This is a genomic window from Pseudonocardia bannensis (genome assembly GCF_012911875.1).
GTDB classification, from domain to species: Bacteria; Actinomycetota; Actinomycetes; order Mycobacteriales; family Pseudonocardiaceae; genus Pseudonocardia; species Pseudonocardia bannensis.
On record NZ_JAAXKZ010000053.1, the window covers coordinates 16916 to 37718 of the forward strand.

Below are 20803 nucleotides of genomic sequence, written 5' to 3' on the forward strand. Positions count from 1 at the left end.
CTCAGTTCCAATCCAGCCCGCCGCGCCGCCACACGTAGATGTAGGCGAAACCGACCGTCACGATGAACAGCACGATCTCCACCAGTCCGAACAGGCCCAGCGCGTCGGCGCTGACCGCGAACGGGTAGAGGAAGACCATTTCGATGTCGAAGAGGATGAACAGCATCGCCGTGAGGTAGTAGGCGACCGGCATCCGGCCCCCACCCACGATCGGTTGCGGCGACGGTTCGATCCCGCACTCGTAGGAGTCCAGCTTGGCCCGGTTGTACCGACGCGGGCCGATGTACGGCGCCGCCGTGACGGAGAACAACGCGAACGCCCCGGCCAGTGCGAACATCAGCACCAGCGGGAGATAGGGATCGAGCATCCGTGCACCCTCGTCGTCGATGGTCGATACCGTCCGGCCGACCCTAGGTGTGGTCGATCACTCGACCGCAGCCAGGACAGCCTTACTACAAATCCGGAGCGAGTCGGGTCATCGCGGTGATGACCCGGTCGCTCGCATTGCCTTCTTTCGGGTCGTACAGGTTCGCGAGCAGCTTCAGCAGGAACGCCATCAGGGTCCTGCGCGGCAGCCCGTGCCGGGTGGCCACCCGCATGATCGCGGGATTGCCGATCAGCTTCGAGAAGGTGTTCCCGATGCGGTAGTAACCGCCCAGCGCCTGGCTCATCCGGGCCGGGTAGGCCGCGAAGGCGGCCTCGGCCGACGCGCCGGAGCGGGCGAGGCCCTGTACCGCGCACCGGGCCGCGATCGACGCGGACTCCATCGCGTAGGCGATGCCCTCACCGTTGAACGGGTTGACCATTCCGCCGGCGTCACCGACGAGCAACATCCCGGGCCGGTAGTGCGGGGTCCGGTTGAAGCCCATCGGCAGGCCCGCGCCGCCGACGGCGCCGACCGCGTTCTCATCGCGGTAGCCCCACTCCTGCGGGGTCCCGTCCAGCCAGGCCTTGAGCAGCGCACGGTAGTCGGTCGTGCCGCTGGCCCTGTCGGTGGACAGGACCCCCAGCCCGACGTTGGACGTGCCGTCGCCCATTCCGAAGATCCACCCGTATCCGGGCAGCAGCTTCGGGTTCGCCGGGTCGCGGCGGTCCCACAGTTCGAGGTGCGACTCGAGGTAGTCGTCGTTCGTGCGCGGGCTGGTGTAGTACCGGCGCACCGCGACGCCCATCGGCCGGTCGTCGCGCTTGGCCATGCCCAGGCTCAGCGCGAGCCGGCCGGAGACGCCGTCGCAGGCCAGGGTCACCGGGGCCCGGAAGCTGACCGGCCGCCTGTCCCTGCCCTTGCCGACGTACCCGCAGACCCCGACGACCCGGCCGGTGCGCTCGTCGGTGAGCGCCTCGGTGACCGTCGTGTCCTCCTGCAGCCGAGCGCCGGACTTCTCCGCGTGCCGCACGAGCAGTTCGTCGAAGTCCTTGCGGGGGCGCACCGCGCCGTAGTCCGGGAACGACGCGAGCGTCGGCCAGTCGAGCTCGAGGCTCACCCCGCCGCCGCGCACCCGCAGGCCCCGATTGCGGACCCAGCCGTTGTTCTCCGAGCAGTCGATGCCGAGGTCGATCAGCTGCTTCATCCCGCGCGGGGTGAACCCGTCACCGCAGACCTTGGCTCGCGGGAACCTCGACTTCTCCAGCAGCAGCACGTCCAGCCCGGCACGGGCGAGGTACGCGGCAGCCGTCGACCCGGCGGGTCCGGCGCCGACGGCGATGACGTCGGCGTCGCCGTCCGGGCGTCGGGCTCCAGCGGTGCTGGGGTCGGGCGCGGCCATGCGGCTCCTTGTGAACAGATTCACGAAGTCCGGTGGGGAGTCTAGGACGCCCGTCCACCTCATGCGCGCCCGGTGCGTCCCACCCTGTGCTGCTACGCCCGGATCCGGCCCACATTTCGTGTGATCGGCGTCGCCGAGCAGCCCCCGCGAGACGTCGATCACACAGTTCAGGACCGGCGCGCCCGGTGCAGCGCGACCGCCCCGCCGGTGAGGTCGCGCCAGGCCACGTCCGTCCAGCCGGCGGCGCCGATCCTCGTCGCCAACTCGGGCTGTGTCGGCCAGGCCCGGATCGACTCGGCGAGGTAGGTGTACGCCTCGGGATTGGACGACACCCGCCGCGCGACCGCGGGCAGCACGTGCTCGAGTCCGGCGTAGTAGGCGGTGCGGAACGGGCGCCACGTCGGGGTGCCGAACTCGCACACCACCAGTCGTCCGCCCGGCCGGGTCACCCGGGCGAGCTCACGCAGCGCGGCGTCGGTGTCGGCGACGTTGCGCAGGCCGAACGAGATCGTCACCGCGTCGAAGGCGCCGTCGCGGAACGGCAGGTGCAGCGCGTCGGCGGCCACCTTGGGGACCTCGCGCCGGTGGCCGGCGCGCAGCATGCCGAGGGAGAAGTCCGCCGCCACGCACCACGCGCCGGAACGGGCGAGCGACACGGTCGACACCGCGGTCCCCGCGGCCAGGTCGAGCACCCGCTCCCCCGGCCGCAGCGCCAGCGCCTCGCGGGTCAGCGCCCGCCACCGCCGGTCCTGACCTCCCGTGAGCACGGTGTTGGTCAGGTCGTAGCGCCGCGCGACGCCGTCGAACATCGCGGCGACGTCGCGGGGGTCCTTGTCGAGATCGGCGCGGGCCACGCAGCGACCCTACGGCGGTCGGCGCCGGCTCGCGCGCCGCCCCCGGGACCGGACCCGCAGGGCGGTCAGGACCCGGTCAGCGCCACGAGCATCCGGTCCACCGACGCCGGCCACCCGAACTGCTCGGCCCGGGTCCGGGCCGCCGACCGCCGGGCCGCCCCGTCCCCGGCGAGCAGACCACTCACCCCGGCGGCGAACGCGACCGGATCGTCGGCCGCGGTCGCCCCGCAGGACGGTGCGACGATCTCCGGCAGCGCCGACGACGCCGAGACCACCACGGGCGTCCCGCTGGCCAGCGCCTCCAGCGCCGAGAGCCCGAAGGTCTCGTGCGGGCCCGGGGCCAGCGACACGTCGGCCGACGCGAGCAGCCGGGCCAGCCGGCCCCGTTCGGGGACGAACCCGACGAACGTCACCGGGAGCCCGGCCGCGCGCCGTTCGAGCGCCGGTCGCCGTGGCCCCTCCCCGGCCACCACCAGCCGCACCCGATGCCCGGCGTCGAGCAGGGCGGCGACGGTGTCCACGCTGCGCTCGGGGTGCTTCTCCGGGGAGAGCCGGCCGCAATGCACCAACAGGGCGTCCGCCCCTTCGGCCAGCGACGCCCGCAACCGCGGGTCCCGGTGCAGCGGCGAGAACGTGGTCAGGTCGACGCCGAGGGGCACCTGCCGGACGTTCTCCGCGCCGATCCGGTCGAACTCGGCGCGCGCGAACGACGTCGTGCACACCACCGTGTCGTAGGCCGCCGCCATCCTGGTGTTGGCGGCGTCGGCCACCCGGCGCGCCGTGGCCTGCGGCAGCAGGAACTGGCCGAGCAGCCGGTCCAGCCGCTCGTGCGAGATCACCACGCTCGGCACCCCGCGCCGCGCCGCCCACGTGCCGAGACCGCGCAGGGTCAACCGGTCGGAGACCTCGATCGCGTCGGGGCGCAGCCGTCCGAGCAGCCGCTGCACCCGCCACCGGTCGACGGCCCGGTAGCCGCCGGTGCCGGGCAACCGCGGCGCCGCGATGGTCACCCGGCGGACTCCGCCGGGCAGTTCGTCGACCGCCCCGTGCCGGCCGGGGACCACCAGGACCACCTCGTGCCCGCGCGCGGCGTACCCCGCACCGAGGTGGTGCATCGCGGTGCGCAGGCCGCCGGAGCGGGGGCCGTAGAAGTTGGCGAGCTGGACGATGCGCACGTCTCAGGCGGCCTGCCCGGTCGCGGCCGGCCCGATCACCTCGGCGTAGTGCGCGAGCAGTTCGTCGCACACCGTCGACCAGGTGCGGCGCAGCACGGACTGGCGGGCGGCCGCCCCGAACGCCGCGCGCGTCCCGGCCTCGGTGAGCGCCAGGACGGCGGCGCGCAACCGCGCGTCGGCGGCGACCGCGGCCCGGTCACCCGCCTCGGCCCCGTCCGGACGCGGCGGCACCAGGAAGCCGGTGCGGCCCGGCAGCACCAGGTCCCGCGGCCCACCGGCGTCCGGAGCCACGACCGGCAGCCCCGAGGCCAGCGCCTCCTGGACCGCCTGGCAGAACGTCTCGGACGGTCCGGTGTGCACGAACACGTCCAGCGATGCGTAGATCCGCGCGAGCTCGTCACCGCCGCGGAACCCGAGGAAAGCGGCGTCCGGCAGCAGGGCGCGCAGCCGCTCCTCGGCCGGTCCGGCCCCGACGACGACCAGTCGCATGCCGGGCACACCGGCCAGCGCGGCGAGCCGTTCCACCTGCTTCTCCGGGGCGAGCCGGCCCACGTAGCCGACCAGCAGCTCACCTGACGGGGCGAGGGTGCGGCGCAGGCCGGTGTCGCGCTTGGAGGGGGTGAACCGGCGGGTGTCGACGCCGCGCGCCCACTGGTGCACGCGCGGCACCCCCCGCGCCCGCAGCGCCTCGGTGGCCCAGCTGGACGGGGCGAGCGTCCGGTCGGCCTGGCCGTGCAGCCGGCACGTCCAGCGCCACGCGGCGCGCGCGGTCAGCCCGAGGCCGTAGGAGCCGGCGAACCCGGCCACGTCGGTCTGGTAGACCGCCACCGTGGGGATGCCGAGCCGGCGGGCGGCGGCCAGCCCACGGGCGCCGACGACGAACGGCGCGGCCAGGTGCACGACGTCGGGGGCGAACCCGCGCAGCGCCTTCAGGATGCGGCGGCTGGGCACCCCGACCGGCATCGAGTTGACCACCGGCAGTTCCACCGCCGGCACCCGCACCACGGGCATCCCCTCGTGGGAGTCCGGCCCGTCGGAACCGGGCGCGATCACCAGCGCCTGATGCCCGGCCACGGTGAGGTGCTCGAGCACCCGGAGCACGGAGTTGGTCACGCCGTTGACCACGGGCAGGAAGCACTCGGAGACGATCGCGACGCGCACAGTGGACACCGTGCACGGGCCGCCGTCCCGTGAGCCGACGGTGGGTTGACGTGCCGTGGAACGCCCGCCCAACAGCCCGTGCCGGTCGGCGGAGTTGTCCCGGTGCTGGGCGACATGTCATCTGCGGGACGCGCCCGGGACACCCGGCGCGCCGAGGCTGGGGCGACATGACAGTCCTGCCACACCCGTCGCCGCCTCCCGCCGCCGTGCCCGTGATGCCCCCGCGACCGCCGGTGGACCCCGGGCTGTTGTCCCGGGCACTGGAGGTCGCCGGCCGGCTCGCCAACGACGCCGCCGAAGTGATCACCGCCACGGCCGGTCGCGGCTGCGACGGCGGACCGGCCCCCGGCGCCGGGCACAAGGCCAACCCGTTCGACTGGGTGACCGACACCGACCGCACCCTGGAGCGGCACACCCGCCGGGTGCTGGCCTCGGAGTTCCCGGGCCTGCCCGTCGTGGGCGAGGAGTACGGGGCCGACCCGGGTGCCGCCGACGCCGGGTACCGCTGGGTGGTGGACCCCGTCGACGGCACCGCCAACTACGTCGCCGGCTTCCCGTGGTGCGCCTACAGCCTGGCGCTGGTCGACGCGGCGGGGCCGGTCGTGGGCGTGATCGCCGATCCGAGCCGGGCCCAGATCTACGCCGCGGCGCGCGGACGCGGGGTGCGCGCCAACGGGGTGCCGACGCGGATCGCGCCACGGGCCACCCCCGCCGGTGGGCTGCTGTGCGCGGAGCGGGCCACCGATCCGCTGTCGCGGCACGCCGCGGCCGCGCACGTCGGGATCCGGGTGCTGGGATCGTCGGCGCTGGCCGTCGCGCAGGTCGCGCTCGGGCACGCGGTCGCGGCGGTACTGGACACCTACCACGAGTGGGACGTCGCCGGGGCGCTCGCGCTGGCCCTGGAGGCCGGCGCGGTGGTCCTCGACCGGGACGGCGCGCCGGACCCGCTGCCGACCGGCGGGCTGCTGGTCGCCGCGCCCGGCGTCGTCGACGAGGTGTTCGCCTGGTGGCGAGCCTGCTCCTAGATCCCGGTGGCAGGTCTGGTTCACAGGTCTCGCGATCCGGCCTCCGCGCCACCTAGGGTCGGAGCATCGCCACGACATCGACGTCCACGGGGCCCTCGCTGGCCGTGCGGGCCACGCCGTTCCTGTTCGTGATCATCTGGGCGTCCGGGTTCGTCGTCGCGAAGTACGCCGCGCCGTACGCCGAGCCGCTCAGCTTCCTGCTGCTGCGCTACGCCGGGGTCGTGGTGCTGATGGGCGTCCTGGCGGTGATCGCCCGGGCCACCTGGCCCCGGTGGCGACAGGCCGGGCACATCGCCGTGGCGGGTATCGGCATCCAGGCCGGCTACCTCGGCGGGGTGTGGGCCGCGGTGGCCGCGGGGATGCCGGCCGGGGTCGCCGCGCTGGTGGTGAACCTGCAACCGGTGCTGACCGCGGTGTTCGCCTGGCTGATCGGGGAACGCATGAACCCCCGCCAGGCCATCGGGCTGGTCCTCGGCTTCCTCGGCGTGACGCTCGTGGTCTCCAGCAAGCTGACCACGACCGGACTGTCCTGGCTGACCGTCGGGCTGACCACGGTGGCGCTGCTGTCGATCACCGCCGGGACGCTGTACCAGAAGCGGTTCTGCCCCGAGTTCGACCTGCGGACCGGGCAGGTCGTCCAGTTCGGCGCGTCGATCCTCGTGACGCTGCCGATCGCGGCGGCCTTCGAGTCGTTCCGGGTCGAGTGGACACCGCAGCTGATCGGGGCGCTGGCCTGGTCGGTGCTGGTGCTCACCGGTGGCGGCATCTCGCTGCTGTTCCTCATGCTGCGCCGCGGCGCGGCCGCACAGGTCACCAGCTACTTCTACCTCGTCCCGGGGATCACGGCCCTGATGGCGCTGGTCATGTTCGGCGAGACGCTGGGCTGGATCGCGGTGGCCGGCATGGTGACGACGATCGCCGGGGTGGCCCTGGCCGCCCGCAGTAGGAACCCCGCCCCGCCGGGGCCGTGAGCGGCGGCCGTCCCCGGAACGTCGTCATCCACCCACGGGGGGACGGCGGCGGCGCAGCCACAGCGCCAGCGGCCCCAGCACCACCCACACCCCGAGCACTCCGGTGCCCATGGGGGCGAACCCGTCGGGCATGCTGCGCCCCGCGACCCGGACCCGTTCGGGGTTCTCCGCGTCGTACTCCACGACGATCGTCTCGCCGGGGGCCAGGTCCCGCGGGTAGAGCACGCCCCGCTCCGGCACGACGGCCTGGCCGCTGGGCAGCGCGAAGCGGATCAGCGTGCGGGAGAAGCTCGACCCCTCCAGCACCTCGGCGGTGGTCACCACCCGGTGGCTCGCGATGGCCCGGTCGTCCAGGGCGGCACCGGCGAGCGCCAGCCCGCCCAGCGCCGTGACCAGCACCGCGAGCCCGATCACGATCTCCGGCAACCGGTGGGCGAGCGCTCGGAGCGCGGTTCGGAAGGACCCGGTCAACTCCTCGATCAGCTCGCCGGTGCTGCTGGACACGGCGGCGAGTCTAGGAGGTGTCCGGACTCCGATGTGGTCGGCGCCTCCCGGGCCGGACGCGCATCGCAGTCCGGAGTTCCTTACGCTCGCAAGCGTGACCATCGCCCCGTTGCCGTCCGGGTTGCGCGTGCGTACGCGGGCTGTGGACCACCCGGGCAGGCTCCTGGACCTGCTTCCGGACGACCGCAACCCGCTGTGCTGGGTCCGTGAGTCCGACGGTCTGGTGGGCTGGGGCGAGGTGGCGCGGTTCACCGTCACCGGGCCGGACCGGTTCGTCGAGGCCGACGCGTGGTGGCGCGAGTTCGCCGACCGGCTCGACGTCCGTGACGAGATCGGCCTGCCCGGGACCGGGGCCGTCGCGTTCGCCAGCTTCACCTTCAGCCCCCGCTCGGCGGGTTCCGTGCTCGTGGTGCCGCGGGTCGTCGTGGGTCGCCGTGACGGGCAGGCGTGGATCACCGAGTTCGCCGCGGGCGAGGGGCCCTCGGCGGTGCGTTCGGTCAGCCCGGTGCGCGCCAGCGGCCCGCTGCGCTACAGCGACGGCCGGCTCCCCGTGGAGCGCTACCGCAGCGCGGTCGCCGAGGCGGTCCGGCGGATGCGCGCCGGGGAGCTCGACAAGGCCGCGCTGGCCCACGACCTGCTCGCGGTCGGCGAGGAGCCCCTCGACCCCCGCTTCCTGCTCGGCGGGCTGGCCCGCCGCTACCCGACGTGCTGGTCGTTCGCCGTCGACGGGCTCGTCGGCGCGACCCCGGAGCTGCTGCTGCGGCGGGCCGGGGACCAGGTGTCGTCCCGGGTCCTGGCCGGCACCATCTGGCCCGGCGAGCGCGCCGAGGCGGACCTCGGGGGCACCCTGCTCGGCTCGGCCAAGGACCGTCGCGAGCACGACCTGGCCGTCGACTCGCTGGCCGAGGCGCTGAGCCCGCTGTGCGCGAGCCTCGACGTGCCGGAGGTCCCGGCGATCCTCTCGCTGCACAACGTCTCGCACCTGGCCAGCGACGTGCACGGACGGCTCGACCCGAAAGCCCCGGCCTCACTGCTGCAGCTGGCCGAGGCCGTCCACCCCACGGCGGCGGTCGGTGGGACCCCGCGAAAGGCCGCGCTCGAGCTGATCGACGAGCTGGAGCGGATGGACCGGGGCCGCTACGCCGGCCCGGTCGGCTGGGTCGACGCCGACGGCGACGGGGAGCTGGGCATCGCGCTGCGCTGCGCTCAGCTGGAGGGCAGGACGGCCCGGCTGTTCGCCGGCTGCGGGATCGTCGCCGACTCCCGCCCGGACACCGAGGTGCGCGAGGCGGCGGCCAAGCTCGTCGCAGTGCGGGAGGCACTGGAGGCGGCCGAGCCGGTGCGGTGAGGCCCGGGTCAGCGCTGCAGGTCGCGTGCCAGCGCCGCGATCTCCAGCTGCGACCCGACCTCCAGCTTGGCCAGGATCGAACGGACCTGCGTCCGGACCGTCGCGACGGACACCACGCACTCGGCCGCGATCGCCGCGGGGCGCCTACCGGCGGCGATGTGGCCGACGATCTCCTGCTCCCGGGGGGTCAGCCGTCGCCATCGCTCGCGCCGGGCCTCGGACTCCCGGGCCGCCTCCTCGGCGAGTCGGGCGAGGCGCTCACGTTCGGGGCCGCCCATCAGGCTCCGGCCCTCGGCGGCGCGGACCGCGGTGTCGACCAGTTCGTCGAACGGCGCCGTCTTCGGTATCCAGCCCAGGGCCCCGGCCGCAACGGCGGACGCGATCCGCACCTCGTCGGTCGATCCGGTGACGACAAGGAGGCGCCAGCCGACGCGGCGCAGACGAGGGACCAGCCCGACCCCGTCCAGGCCCCCGCCCAGATCGAGGTCGAGCAGCACCAGACCGCCGGGCGGTGCCGGTGTGTCCATACGGCCGGCCAGCTCGTCGGGACTGATCGCGTGCGCGGTCAGGCCACGCGCGCCGAGTGCCATCGCGATCGCCGAGGAGACCAGGACGTGGTCGTCGACGACGAGGATCTCGGGGTGGGCGCCGCTCATACGCCGACGCGCTCCACCACCGGCGCCGTTCGATCCGCGGCCGGCAGGTCGAGCACGACGGTGCAGCCGGCCGCGTCCGAGACCAGGCTGACGGTCCCGTCGTAGCGGTGCACGAGTTCGGTGCTGATCGCGAGGCCGAGGCCCGAACCGGTCGAGCCGGGACCGCGGACCCCACGGCGCAGGAGCGCGGTCGTCGCACCGTCGGGGAGACCCGGCCCGTCGTCGGCCACCTCGATCCGCACCTGCCCGCCGACCCGGTGGGCGCGCAGCCGCACCCGCGCGCCCGGCGCGTGCCGGGCGCAGTTGACGAGCAGGTTGGTCACGACCTGGCGCAGCGCCGCCGGGTCCATCGCCGCGCGCGGGTCGTCCCGGATGTCGACCTCCACGGCCAGCCCGCCGACGCGGTGCACCACGGCGAGCCCCTGCAGCAGCGGGCCGACCTCCACCTCGGAGTGATCGTGGGTCTCGATGGACTCGCCGGCGAGCATCCGTTGTAGACGCTCCAGCTCGGCGCCGGCCGCGACCAGCAGCCGCTTTCCGTCGGGTGTGCTCGCGGCGTCCTGCACCGTCGTCAGCACGCTCGCCGCCCCGGAGAGCCCGGCGACGAGATTGCGCATCTCGTGGTCCCGCTCCGCCACCGAGGCCATGACCGCCTCGGCCTCGGCGAGCCGTGACCGGGAGTTCTCCTGCTGGATCCCGACCGAGCGGACGGCGGACAACAGGAACGGCACCGCAGCGCCGAACAGCATGGCCATCCCGGCCAACTGCAGGGCACCGGGCGCCGGGGCGGGCGCCGACCATGCGGGGAGGTCGTGTCCGATCCGGACCGCGTGCCCGGCGGCCAGCACGGTGAAGGCCAGCCCGACCCGTCGCACCAACGGGCGGTCCGTCCAGATTCCACCCAGCAGCAGGGTGATCCCGACCGCGGCGCCGCCCGACCAGGCGATCAGGTCGACGGCGGCGACCCACCCCGCGGGCAGGACGACGTCCGGCCGCAGCACGTCGAGAACGGCCACGGCGACGACGCCGATCAGAACGAAGGACACCACGACCAGGGCCGGAGCACGGTCCCCGGACCGTCCGGGCTGCCGGCGTACCGCCAGTGCCAGCAGGCCGACGGCGCCGAGCACCGCCGCGCTCCCGGCCAGTGGCCACGCGCCGCGCTCCGCGTCGAGGTCGACGGCCTCCATCTGCAGCGCCACGGCCGTGTAGAGACCCACCGCCCAGGCGACCCTCGCCGCCCGCCGGTCGCCACCGACCCAGGCGCCGACCGAGAGCAGGATCGACGCTGCCAGCCCGGCCGCGAAGGCCAGCACGTCCAGGGCGTGTTCACTGCGGACGGCTCCGCCTTCGAGATGGGCCAGGAGCATCCCTGTGACGAGGACCAGGCCGGCCTGGGCCACGACCTCCACCGCCACGGCACGGGCACTTCGGGCGGGCACGAGCTGACGTTCTCGGAACAGCATGCGGATCAACGTGCTACCCCTCGAAGGGCGGAACGACGACCACGCCGCGACGGGCGGGCCGGGTGCTGGGGAGCTTCCAACCGGGCATTCGTGGGTGCCTTCGAGGTTGTTACCGCAGCAAACGGATTCGCGGCACAGAGTGACCGAACTGCCCAACAACGTACGACCGGATGCCGGTCCTGTTTGCCCCGGATGCCGGCACTCGGGCAGCAGCCAGGGATCTCTCCCTCACGCGGTTCGCCTCCCATCGGAGTGGCGAGTCCGGGTCTCGTCCTGCTGCTTGTCCGGCTCCGGAGACCGAGGCAGCAGAAGGTGCGCCGCCAGCACCAGCAGCCCGAGCCCGATCGCGAAGAACAGGCCGGTAATGCTGATCATGCGGTCTTTGATCGAACCCACCCACGGCACGACGTACCACTGCACGCCCCGCACGTCGGCAGTCTCGACCACGCCCGGGTCGGGAGCGTTGTTCGCGTCGCCCATGGTCCGGAAGGCCGGACCTGGTTCGACGCCGATGACCCGGTGGGTGACGACGCGGGTGTCGCCGGTGGTCTCGTCACGATCGATGAAGGTGATGACGTCACCGACCGCGATCTGGTCCGCCGGCCGGGGACGCACCACGACGGTCGACCCCACCGGCAGCGCCGGCTCCATGCTGCCCGAGAGCACGGTCAGCGGGGTCGCACCGGCGATGGCCGGCACCACTGCCACCGCGAGTGCCGCGGCGACCACAGCCACCAGCGCGAGCGTCGCGATCCAGCGCCCGAACCGCCGGACCGGATGCAGCCGCGGTTCGGGAGCACGCACCACCGGAATACGCACGGTCTCGGGCTCCACCGACATCGGCTCCTCCTACGGGCAGACGGGGAGCGCCAGCCTGCCGATGACCGGAGTCCGCGTCGTACCTCAGATGAGGTATTCACCACCGGCCACGGATACCTCGCTTTGGGTATGTGCCGGATCGGCCGCGAGGCCAGAGTTCTGCCGCAACGCGGTCCACCGGATCGCCACCCCCGTTCCCGCCGCGGTCCGACCCGCGAGAAAACCAGGAGAGTTGCTGTGAGCATTCTGCAGAAGAACAAGAAGGTCGCCGCCGGAATCGGCGTCACGGCTCTGGCGGCGGCGACGATCGCGCTGGGGACCGGGACGTACGCGGCATTCCAGGACACCGAGGTGGGTCCCGGCGGGACGCTCGCAGCCGGAACGCTGGACCTGGTGGTGGGCGGTACCGGAACGGAGACCCTCTTCAGCGCAACGAATGTGCAGCCGGGTCAGGCCGTCCCGCAGAAGACGCTGACCATCACCAACAGCGGATCCGTGAACGGCAGCCTCAGTGGCATCGTGACGATCGACGGATCCGACACCTCGTGCACGGAACCGGAGCAGGCCGAGGTCGGGAACGCTTGCTCTCCCAACGGAAACTTGCAGGACCAGCTGATTGTCACGGTGAAGGGCGAGGGTCTGCCGACGCAGGGCGTGACGGTCCCGCTGCCTGAACTGACGAGCTTCCCGCTGCCGGGGGCCCTGCCGCTGGACGCCGGCGCGACTGCCACCTACACCTTCGACTTCCTGCTTCCCCACCTGCCGGGTACCGCCAACAACAAGGTGCAGAGCGACTCTCTCACGATTTCGACGACGCTCAACCTCACTCAGGCGCCTACCCCGTGATCTCCCGAGATCACTGAGGGGTGGTGGACGGATTCCCCGCCCACCACCCCTCGATCCCGTTTCCGGCGTCCTCCTCATCGACACCGATAAGCCACGCACCAGCGTTTTGCACACAGCCGACCGTCATTTCCCGGCAAACGTTCCTCGAATTTCGGGATCGACGACTCCACACACCCGAACATCGCACCGACCGGGGGCCCATGTGAAACCGCGCGCCACCATCGCCGCACTCGTCGGCGCCCTCACTGCGGCCGGCGTCGGCATCGTCACGGGCGTCTCGGGGGGCACACTCGCGTCGTTCTCGGACACCGTGACGAGCAGTCCGACGACCATCGGCGCGGCGACGGTGGTACTCGGCCGCGGCGGGGACGGGCCCGACCTCCGGTACAAGGACCTCTCCCCCGGCCGCCCGCAGACCGTGGAACTGACCGTCGGGTACGAGGGCTCGATCCCGGCCGATCTGAGCTTGTCACTCAGGCCGGGCAAGGACTCGGATCTCTGTGAACGGGGCAAGCGCGGCTGGAAGCCCCGGGACGGAGCGGCGGCCACGCTCACGGTCGGCTCCGCGGAGGCCGTCAACTACTGCTCGCTCTACGACGGGCGGAAGATCGAACTCACCGAGCAGGCTCCCCCAGGCTCCACGATCCGCGCACGCATCACGCTCGCGCTCTCCGCGGATGCCGGAACGTCCGCTTTCGGCCGCTCCGAACGGGCCGTCGTGACCGTGCACGCCGACGGTGGCTTCACCGATCGGGCCGAGGGGGGCATCAGGGTCGACACGGAGCTCGGTCGCGATTCGGACGGGCCACGGGACCGCTCGGTCGGGCAAGCCCTGACCGCGGCAGCGCCTGAAGGCACCCCCGGGGCCGTCGTGACCGACCCTGTCGATCCCGGGGCAGCGGCCCGATCAGCCTCGGGCTACGCTGCGATCGAGCTTCCATCCGAGTGCGCCGCCGCCGGCATGGCGGCCGGCGACTTCACCGAGGTGGTCCCGCTCGACCCGACACATCCACAATGGAACGCTGGCGACGAGCGCGGGCTCGGAGCCGGGCCGTTCCTCATTCTCGGTACGGCGGGCGACGACACGATCGTCGGTTCGGAGTTCGGCGACTGCATCGTCGGCGGCGCCGGGAACGACACCGTGACCGGCGGGCCCGGCAACGACGTCGTCATCGGTGGCCCGGGCGTCGATGTGCTGCTCGGCGATGGGGACGGCGACCTCCTCCACGGCGGTCCGGGCCACGACGATCTCCGCGGGGGCGACGGCGCCGACCTCCTCGACGGCGGACCCAGCCGCGCGACCTGCGACGTCACCTCCGCCGACCGTGCGACCAACTGTCTTCCTCCGCCCGCACCGGCGTCCCGGCCGGATGCCAGGGCTACGCCCGCTCCGGTCGACGCCGCGCAGGTGCCCGCTCCCGAGGCTGCTCCCGTCGCTACCGCGCCGTCATCTGCGCCGCCCCCCGAGCCGGCACCCGGCCCGGAGACCGCTCCGGCCAGGCAAGCCGGGACGTCGGCCGGGCAGGAGAGCCAGGCGCCGGCCGCCACGAGCCCGGTCTCACCCGCCGAGACGCCGCCCGGCTGATCCGGCGGCTCCGCGTCGCCCGGACGTGCATGAGGCCTGGCGGCCGGCGCCGGTCAGATCGGCGAGGCGATCTCGCGAGGGGTGTGACCGGCCTCCCCGCTCAGCCGCTCCCTCGGCCTGCGCCGGTTCGACCTGCGGGGCGACGAGCTGCGGCTCCGCCACATCGGAAGCCGGGACACCGCGCCGCGCGACCGATGGCTCAGCAGCCGGCGACGACCGGCGCCACCGCAGCATCGACGACTGCGCGCAGCGCGGCGTGCCCGTCACGCAGCCCGGCTCGCTGCGCCCGCGCCTCGACCACCCGGAGCCCCGGGGCCGGTGCCACGGCCCCGGCCAGTTCCGCGAGGTCCTCGACGAGCGCGTGTTCCGCTCCGGTCGCGGCGCTGAGCGCACCCAGGTCCACCGTGTGCGGCGTCCCGAAGACCCGCTCGAACGCCGCCGCATGTGCCGGGGCGCCCTGCTCGAGCAGGCTGAAGATCCCGCCGCCCTGGTCGTTGAGCACCACGAGCGTCAGGTCGGGGCGGGGTTCGTCGGGACCGACGACCAGCCCGGTGGTGTCGTGCAGCAGGGTGAGATCGCCGAGCAGCGCGTAGGACGGCCCCGGGTGCGTGAGCGCGGTCCCGGCAGCGGTCGAGACCGTACCGTCGATGCCGGCCACGCCCCGGTTGGACAGAACGGTGAGCCCGGGCCGCGGCACCGCCGCCAGCGACACGTCCCGCACCGGATTCGACGAGCCGAGCACCAGTTGCGCACCATCGGGCAGCGCTGAGAGCAGCGCGCGGGCAAGCCGCAGACCTGCCGGGACGTCCGGACCGTCGAGAGCGGCGTCCAATGCGGACCCGGCCGCGGCATCGGCGGCGCTCCAGACGTCGGTCCACCAGGACGGCGGTGCGAGCTCCGGCGCCGACCCGACCGCCCGCAGCGTTCCCGGCACGTCGGGCCACGGCGCCCCGGCCGGATCCTCGACCGCGTACACCGCGACGTCCGGATCGGCGAGCAGTCGCTGCACCGGGCGGTGCAGCGTCGGCCGGCCGAGCACGAGGACCTGCGTCGGCCGGAGCGCGGCTGCCTGCGGCGCACCCAGCAGCCAGGGTCCGGCCCGCAATGCCTCCGCCCATCGTCCGGACGACGGCTCGGCGATCACCGGCGCGCCACCGAGGTCGACGTCGGGCGCGCCGTGCCCCGCGATGACCAGCGTCGGCGCCGCCGGGTCCAGCGGCAGCACCGGGGCGGTACGGCATCCACGGTGCACCGCCGTCCAGGGCGCGCCGTCCAGCCGGCCGTCGACGGGCTCCGGCCAGTCCGCACCGGCGGGCTCGGGCACCAGCGGCTCGGCGAAGGGGAGGTTCAGCTGAACCGGCCCGGGCGGCCCGCCGAGGGCGCCCGTCGCCGCGGCCACCGCCCGGTCCACAGTGGACCGCCAGCGGCCCTGCTCACCGACCACCCGGTCCGCCACGGCCGCGGTCACCGCGAGCCGCACGGCGTCGCCGAAGATCCCGGGCTGCGCGATGGCCTGGCTGGCCCCCGTGCCGATCAGCTGCGGCGGGCGGTCCGCGGTGAGTGCGAGCAGCGGCACCCCCGCGTACGAGGCCTCCAGCACGGCGGGATGCAGGTTGGCCACGGCGGTACCCGACGTGGTGCACACCGGGACCGGACGCCCGGAGCCCAGCGCCAGGCCCAGCGCGAGGAACCCGGCCGTGCGTTCGTCGATGCGCACGTGCAGTCGCAGCCGTCCGGCCGCGTCGGCGGCGTGCAGGGCGAAGGACAGCGGCGCGTTGCGCGAGCCCGGGCACAGCACCGCGTCGGTGACGCCGCAGCGCACCATTTCGTCGACGATCACCTGGGCCTGCGCCGTCGACGGGTTCACAGCCGCAGCCTAGGAGACCGCCGCAGGCCCGGTGACGGCGCCGCATCTCGCCGGTGAGGCGCAGGTCGCGCACCGGCGACCGCTCACCGCGGTGCCCGGACCGGCCATCGATGACCCCGGTAACCGAACGTATGTTCGAGTAAGCCGGCCGCTGTTCCACCCTCCACCCTGGGTGCCGGGCGGAACTCGCTGCGCCGCATCGATCTGCCGCCGAGCGCGTGAGCACGGCGATCAAACGTGATCCTTTGCACCGGCTGTGCCGGAAGCACTACGCGTCGTTTGTGGTTGAGGGTTCACGCAAGCACACGCCATCGCCGGAGGTTCGATTCATCGTGACTCGCCCGCTCGCTGCCGACAGCCCGCTGCTCCAGCCCCTCACCGCGGGTGCACTGCAGACGGCCAATCGGGTGTGGATGGCCCCGCTCACCCGCAACCGGGCCGACGCCGACGGCACCCCGAACGACCTGCAGGCCGAGTACTACCGCCAGCGCGCCGGCGCCGGCCTGATCATCAGCGAGGGCAGCCAGCCCTCCGCGGTCGGCCAGGGCTACCCGAGCACCCCGGGGGTGCACACCGACGCCCACGAGGCCGGCTGGAAGCGTATCGCCGACGCCGTGCACGCCGAGGGCGGAAAGATCGCCGTCCAGCTCATGCACGCCGGCCGGATTTCCCACCCCGACACGATCGCCGGGCAGACCCCCGTCGCGCCGTCGGCGATCCGCCCGGCCGGGGCGGTGTTCACGGTCAACGGGGAGCAGGAGTTCCCCACGCCCCGTGAGCTGGCCACCGACGAGCTGCCCGGCGTGATGGCGGAGTTCGCAGACGCCGCCCGTCGCGCCGTCGCCGCCGGGATCGACGGCGTCGAGCTGCACGCCGCCAACGGCTACCTGCTCCACCAGTTCCTCGCCGACGGCACCAACCAGCGCACCGACTCCTACGGCGGCTCCCCGGAGAACCGCGCCCGCTTCATCGTCGAGGTCGCGAAGGCCACGGCCGATGCGATCGGCGCCGACCGCGTCGGCATCCGGATCTCCCCGGCCCACCCGTTCAACGACATCAGCGAGGACGACCTCAGCGTCTACGAGGTACTGACCGGCCGACTCGCCGAGATCGGCCTGGCCTACCTGCACGTGCTCGCCGAGGCCGACGACCCGATCGTCGGGAAGCTGCGTGCCGCGTGGCCGAACACGTTCGTGCTCAACACCGGCTTCGGCGTCGAGTCCGACCGCGACCAGTTCGAGCGGCTCATCGCCGACGGCACGGTCGACGCGGTCACGGTCGGCCGCAAGTTCATCGCCAACCCCGACCTCGTGCAGCGCTGGGCCGAGGGCGCCGATCTCAACGAGCCCGACGAGGCCACCTTCTACGGCGGCGACGGGAAGGGCTACACCGACTACCCGGCGCTCTCCGCCTGACCTTCACTCCGTGCGCAGGGCCTAGAGGGGGATGAGCTCGAAGGCGACGGCCAGTTCGGCGCCGGGGAGGCGGGCCCCGTCCGCCTCCGCCATCGGGCGCAGGAAGGCCTCCGGATCGGCCATCTCCCCGCCCAGCGCCTCGAGATAAGCCTGATGCGCGGCCAGCGAGGCCACGGCACGGTCGAAGGTCGGCCCGATGTCGACGGCGTGCCCGGCCAGCGGGGACGCCGCGACAGCGACCCACCGCACCCCGTCCCACGCCTCCCCGCCCTGGTCCGGGAAGACCCACCGGTTGCCCGCGTCGCGCACGGCGTCGAGCACGGCGAGACCGACGTGACGGTGGTCGGCCATGTTCAGCCCGCCGCCTGGCCAGGTCTCCCGGTGGTTCCCGACGATCACCAGCTCGGGGCGGTGCCGCCGGATCGCCACGGCGATGTCGCGGCGCAGCGGCAGTCCGTACTCCACCACGCCGTCGGGGTAGTCGAGGAACTCCACATCGGACACCCCGACCTCGGCCGCCGCGGCCCGCTGCTCGGCCTCCCGCAGCGGGCCGCACTCGGCGGGCGGGATCGTGTCGATCCCGGCCTCACCGCGGGTGGCCAACAGGTAGGCCGCCGTGCGGCCCTCTGCCGTCCACAGGGCGACGGCGCCCGCGCCGCCGTACTCCAGGTCATCGGGATGGGCGACGACGGCGAGGGCGCGCTCCCAGTCGGTGGGCATCTGCTCGTACGGCGGAGGGGTCGGGGTGCTCATCGACACATGGTGGCGTCGCGGCGGGTGCAATGCGCGTTCTCCGTGGGCGGTAGCGTCGAAGCCGAAATGAGCGCGACTCTGCAGGCCACCGATCTCGCCGCCGGCCACGGCGACCGCACGCTGTTCTCCGGGTTGGACCTCGTCGTGGCTCCGGGCGACGTGGTGGGGCTGGTCGGCGCGAACGGCGCCGGGAAGTCCACACTGCTGCGCCTGCTCGCCGGGCAGGACACTCCCGAGCAGGGCACGATCACGGTCAGCCCCCCGGAGGCGACGATCGGTCACCTGCCCCAGGAGCCGGACCGCCGCCCGGGCGAGACCGTCGCGGACTTCCTGGCCCGGCGCACCGGGGTGGCGGCGGCGCAGGCGGAGATGGACCGCACTGCGGCGGCGCTCGGCGACGGCGCCCCAGGTGCCGACGACGCCTACGCCGCCGCGCTGGACCGCTGGCTCGCCCTCGGTGGCGCGGACCTGGAGGAGCGGGCGGGCGAGGTCGCCGCGAGCGTCGGACTCGACGTCGGACTCGGCACCGAGATGACCGCGCTGTCCGGCGGGCAGGCCGCCCGAGCGGGGCTCGCGGCTCTGTTGCTCTCCCGCTACGACGTGCTGCTGCTCGACGAGCCCACCAACGACCTCGACCTCGACGGCCTGGAGCGCCTCGAGCGGTTCGTGACGGGCCTGCGCAGTCCCGCGGTGATCGTCAGCCACGACCGGGAGTTCCTGGCGCGCACGGTGACCCGGGTGGTCGAACTCGACCTCGCCCAGCAACAGGTCGGCGTCTACGACGGCGGGTACGAGTCCTACCTCGCCGAACGCGAGGTCGCCCGCCGGCACGCCCGCGAGGCCTACGAGCAGTACGCCGACACCCGCTCCGGACTGCACGAGCGGGCCCAGATGCAGCGCAACTGGATGGCCGCGGGGGTGCGCAACGCCCGCCGGAAGGCGAGCGACAACGACAAGATCGGCCGTAAGCATCGCGCGGAGGCCAGCGAGAAGCAGGCCGCCAAGGCCCGTCAGACCCAGCGCATGATCGAGCGGCTGGAGGTGGTGGAGGAACCGCGCAAGGAGTGGGAGCTGCGGATGACCATCGCCGCCGCTCCGCGCTCCGGGGCGGTCGCGGCCACGCTGAACGCGGCCGTGGTGCGCCGCGGGGACTTCACGCTCGGCCCGGTGACCGCCCAGGTCGACTGGGCGGACCGGGTCGTGATCACCGGCGCCAACGGGTCCGGGAAGTCCACGCTGCTCGGCGCGCTGCTGGGCCGGATCCCGGTGGACGCGGGCGGGGCCGGGCTGGGCGCGGGCGTGCGGGTCGGGGAGATCGACCAGGCACGCGGGCTGTTTCTCGGGGACACGTCGCTGGCCCGCGCGTTCGGCGACGCGGTTCCGGAGTGGTCGGAGTCGGAGGTCCGCACGCTGCTGGCCAAGTTCGGCCTGACCGCCGCGCACGTGCCGCGCCCGGCCGTGTCCCTGTCGCCGGGCGAACGGACCCGGGCCGCCCTCGCGCTGTTGCAGGCCCGCGAGGTCAACCTGCTGGTGCTCGACGAACCGACGAACCATCTCGACCTGCCGGCCATCGAGCAGCTCGAGTCGGCTCTGGAGTCGTTCCCCGGAACGGTGCTGCTGGTCACCCACGACCGCCGGATGCTCGACACGGTCCGCACCACGCGGCGCTGGACGGTCGCCGACGGGCGGCTGACCGAGCACTAGATGTGCTGCCCGGGGACGTTGGTCAACCGGGTGATGGGTGGTTGACCTGCCAGGGCGGTGTGGGGCCTGTGGTGGTTGTACTCGTGGAGGAAGCCTGGGAGGGCTTTCCGTCGTTGCGACTCGCTGAGGTAGAGCCGTCGGAAGGCCCAGCGGTCGGCCAGGGTGCGGTGGAACCGTTCGATCTTCCCGTTGGTCTGTGGCCGGTAGGGGCGGGTCCGCCGTGGGCTGATGCCCAGTTCGGCGCAGGTGTCGCGCCATAGGTGTGAGCGGTAGGCACTGCCGTTGTCACTGAGGACCCGGCGGGTGAGGACGCCGCGGGCGGAGTACCAGGCCACGGCCCGGCGCAGCACCGCGGCGGCGGTGGTGGCGTTCTCGTCGTCGTGGATCTCGGCGTAGGCGACGCGGGAGTGGTCGTCGATCACGGTGTGGACGAACGCGGTGCCCATCTTCGGCTGTCCGTAGATGTTGCGCGGCGTGCCCGAGATCGTCGCGGTGGCGGCCCGATGCCGGTTGCCCTGGCGGCGGCCGTGGTAGCGCCAGCCACCGCCGTCGGGGATGTTGCCGAGCTTGTTCACATCCACGTGGAGCATGTCCCCGGGCCGCGGGTGTTCGTAGCGGCGCACCGGCTCGCCGCTGGCCCGGTCCAGCCGAGAGAGCCGGTTGATCCGACACCGCACCAACACCCGGTGCGCGGTCGAGGCGGCCACGCCGACCTTCGCGGCGATCTCCACCGGGCCGAGGCGGTGCTTGAGTCGCAGGTGCACAATCCGCCGCTTGACCGGCTCGGGGGTCGTGTTCGGGCTGCGGTGCGGGCGCGAGGAGCGGTCGAGCATGCCCGCCGGGCCTTCGGCCCGGTAGCGCTCGGCCCAGCGGTTCGCGGTCTTCCAC

General features: G+C 73.6%; 19 protein-coding genes. 7 read left to right on the plus strand and 12 right to left on the minus strand.

What is annotated here, in order from left to right:
* Position 1: 1 nt before the first annotated feature.
* The 5 genes from HF519_RS15590 to HF519_RS15610 all read right to left on the minus strand — a co-directional run bounded on the left by HF519_RS15590 (position 2) and on the right by HF519_RS15610 (position 4956).
* A complete protein-coding gene (locus HF519_RS15590) occupies positions 2 to 367 on the minus strand; it encodes an NADH-quinone oxidoreductase subunit A (protein WP_169413673.1) in 366 nt (121 codons plus the stop codon).
* Between the two features lie 85 nt (positions 368 to 452).
* Positions 453 to 1766, minus strand: coding sequence for a geranylgeranyl reductase family protein (locus tag HF519_RS15595; protein WP_169413674.1), 1314 nt, complete (start codon positions 1764 to 1766; stop codon positions 453 to 455).
* 167 nt (positions 1767 to 1933) lie between these two features.
* Complete coding sequence (locus tag HF519_RS15600) at positions 1934 to 2620, minus strand: demethylmenaquinone methyltransferase (protein ID WP_169413675.1); 687 nt, start codon at positions 2618 to 2620, stop codon at positions 1934 to 1936.
* A 65-nt stretch (positions 2621 to 2685) separates the two neighbouring features.
* Positions 2686 to 3795, minus strand: a complete 1110-nt coding sequence (locus tag HF519_RS15605; RefSeq protein ID WP_169413676.1) for a glycosyltransferase — start codon at positions 3793 to 3795, stop codon at positions 2686 to 2688.
* 3 nt (positions 3796 to 3798) lie between these two features.
* Positions 3799 to 4956, minus strand: a complete 1158-nt coding sequence (locus tag HF519_RS15610; protein WP_312860137.1) for a glycosyltransferase family 4 protein — start codon at positions 4954 to 4956, stop codon at positions 3799 to 3801.
* Positions 4957 to 5123: 167 nt separating this feature from the next.
* On the opposite strand from HF519_RS15610, the gene HF519_RS15615 reads away from it, so the two are divergent.
* Both HF519_RS15615 and HF519_RS15620 read left to right on the plus strand, forming a co-directional pair.
* Positions 5124 to 5981: an inositol monophosphatase family protein gene (locus HF519_RS15615; protein WP_169413678.1), complete on the plus strand. Its 858-nt coding sequence runs from the start codon at positions 5124 to 5126 to the stop codon at positions 5979 to 5981.
* Between the two features lie 104 nt (positions 5982 to 6085).
* The gene (locus HF519_RS15620; protein ID WP_211170076.1) at positions 6086 to 6952 is read left to right on the plus strand and encodes a DMT family transporter; all 867 of its coding nucleotides are present in this window, start codon (positions 6086 to 6088) and stop codon (positions 6950 to 6952) included.
* 24 nt (positions 6953 to 6976) lie between these two features.
* On the opposite strand, the gene HF519_RS15625 is transcribed toward HF519_RS15620, so the two are convergent.
* Positions 6977 to 7456, minus strand: coding sequence for a DUF3592 domain-containing protein (locus HF519_RS15625; protein ID WP_169413679.1), 480 nt, complete (start codon positions 7454 to 7456; stop codon positions 6977 to 6979).
* Between the two features lie 94 nt (positions 7457 to 7550).
* Here HF519_RS15625 and HF519_RS15630 point away from each other — a divergent pair, with 94 nt between their 5' ends.
* On the plus strand, positions 7551 to 8804 hold the full coding sequence (locus tag HF519_RS15630; RefSeq protein ID WP_312860138.1) for an isochorismate synthase: 1254 nt from the start codon (positions 7551 to 7553) through the stop codon (positions 8802 to 8804).
* Positions 8805 to 8812: 8 nt separating this feature from the next.
* On the opposite strand, the gene HF519_RS15635 is transcribed toward HF519_RS15630, so the two are convergent.
* The 3 genes from HF519_RS15635 to HF519_RS15645 all read right to left on the minus strand — a co-directional run bounded on the left by HF519_RS15635 (position 8813) and on the right by HF519_RS15645 (position 11766).
* Positions 8813 to 9460 carry a response regulator transcription factor gene (locus tag HF519_RS15635; RefSeq protein WP_169413681.1) on the minus strand — a complete coding sequence of 216 codons (648 nt, stop codon included), beginning with the start codon at positions 9458 to 9460 and terminating at the stop codon, positions 8813 to 8815.
* Complete coding sequence (locus HF519_RS32895; RefSeq protein ID WP_169413682.1) at positions 9457 to 10902, minus strand: sensor histidine kinase; 1446 nt, start codon at positions 10900 to 10902, stop codon at positions 9457 to 9459. The genes HF519_RS15635 and HF519_RS32895 overlap by 4 nt, the downstream gene beginning before the upstream one ends.
* 252 nt (positions 10903 to 11154) lie before the next feature.
* Positions 11155 to 11766: a signal peptidase I gene (locus tag HF519_RS15645; RefSeq protein WP_169413683.1), complete on the minus strand. Its 612-nt coding sequence runs from the start codon at positions 11764 to 11766 to the stop codon at positions 11155 to 11157.
* A 216-nt stretch (positions 11767 to 11982) separates the two neighbouring features.
* Between HF519_RS15645 and HF519_RS15650 the strand changes: the two genes are divergently transcribed.
* Positions 11983 to 12591 (plus strand): TasA family protein, encoded by a 609-nt coding sequence (locus HF519_RS15650; protein WP_169413684.1) that lies wholly within the window; start codon positions 11983 to 11985, stop codon positions 12589 to 12591.
* A gap of 202 nt (positions 12592 to 12793) precedes the next feature.
* Positions 12794 to 14176, plus strand: a complete 1383-nt coding sequence (locus tag HF519_RS15655; RefSeq protein ID WP_169413685.1) for a calcium-binding protein — start codon at positions 12794 to 12796, stop codon at positions 14174 to 14176.
* Between the two features lie 199 nt (positions 14177 to 14375).
* On the opposite strand, the gene menD is transcribed toward HF519_RS15655, so the two are convergent.
* A complete protein-coding gene (gene menD, locus HF519_RS15660) occupies positions 14376 to 16043 on the minus strand; it encodes a 2-succinyl-5-enolpyruvyl-6-hydroxy-3-cyclohexene-1-carboxylic-acid synthase (RefSeq protein ID WP_169413686.1) in 1668 nt (555 codons plus the stop codon).
* 332 nt (positions 16044 to 16375) lie between these two features.
* On the opposite strand from menD, the gene HF519_RS15665 reads away from it, so the two are divergent.
* Complete coding sequence (locus HF519_RS15665; RefSeq protein WP_169413687.1) at positions 16376 to 17458, plus strand: alkene reductase; 1083 nt, start codon at positions 16376 to 16378, stop codon at positions 17456 to 17458.
* 21 nt (positions 17459 to 17479) lie between these two features.
* Here the strand turns inward: HF519_RS15665 and HF519_RS15670 are convergent, their stop codons facing one another.
* Positions 17480 to 18211 carry a PIG-L deacetylase family protein gene (locus HF519_RS15670; RefSeq protein ID WP_211170077.1) on the minus strand — a complete coding sequence of 244 codons (732 nt, stop codon included), beginning with the start codon at positions 18209 to 18211 and terminating at the stop codon, positions 17480 to 17482.
* Between the two features lie 66 nt (positions 18212 to 18277).
* On the opposite strand from HF519_RS15670, the gene HF519_RS15675 reads away from it, so the two are divergent.
* Positions 18278 to 19915 (plus strand): ABC-F family ATP-binding cassette domain-containing protein, encoded by a 1638-nt coding sequence (locus HF519_RS15675; RefSeq protein WP_169413688.1) that lies wholly within the window; start codon positions 18278 to 18280, stop codon positions 19913 to 19915.
* Here the strand turns inward: HF519_RS15675 and HF519_RS15680 are convergent.
* The coding region (locus HF519_RS15680; protein ID WP_169413689.1) for an IS481 family transposase at positions 19912 to 20803 on the minus strand (892 nt) is incomplete at its 5' end. The two genes, HF519_RS15675 and HF519_RS15680, sit on opposite strands and share 4 nt — an antisense overlap.

Coding starts and splice junctions, on each gene's coding strand:
- HF519_RS15590 (WP_169413673.1), bottom strand. CDS start 367: ATGCTCGATCCCTATCTCCCGCTGGTGCTGATGTTCGCACTGGCCGGG.
- HF519_RS15595 (WP_169413674.1), bottom strand. CDS start 1,766: ATGGCCGCGCCCGACCCCAGCACCGCTGGAGCCCGACGCCCGGACGGC.
- HF519_RS15615 (WP_169413678.1), top strand. CDS start 5,124: ATGACAGTCCTGCCACACCCGTCGCCGCCTCCCGCCGCCGTGCCCGTG.
- HF519_RS15635 (WP_169413681.1), bottom strand. CDS start 9,460: ATGAGCGGCGCCCACCCCGAGATCCTCGTCGTCGACGACCACGTCCTG.
- HF519_RS15645 (WP_169413683.1), bottom strand. CDS start 11,766: ATGTCGGTGGAGCCCGAGACCGTGCGTATTCCGGTGGTGCGTGCTCCC.
- HF519_RS15670 (WP_211170077.1), bottom strand. CDS start 18,211: ATGAGCACCCCGACCCCTCCGCCGTACGAGCAGATGCCCACCGACTGG.
- HF519_RS15675 (WP_169413688.1), top strand. CDS start 18,278: ATGAGCGCGACTCTGCAGGCCACCGATCTCGCCGCCGGCCACGGCGAC.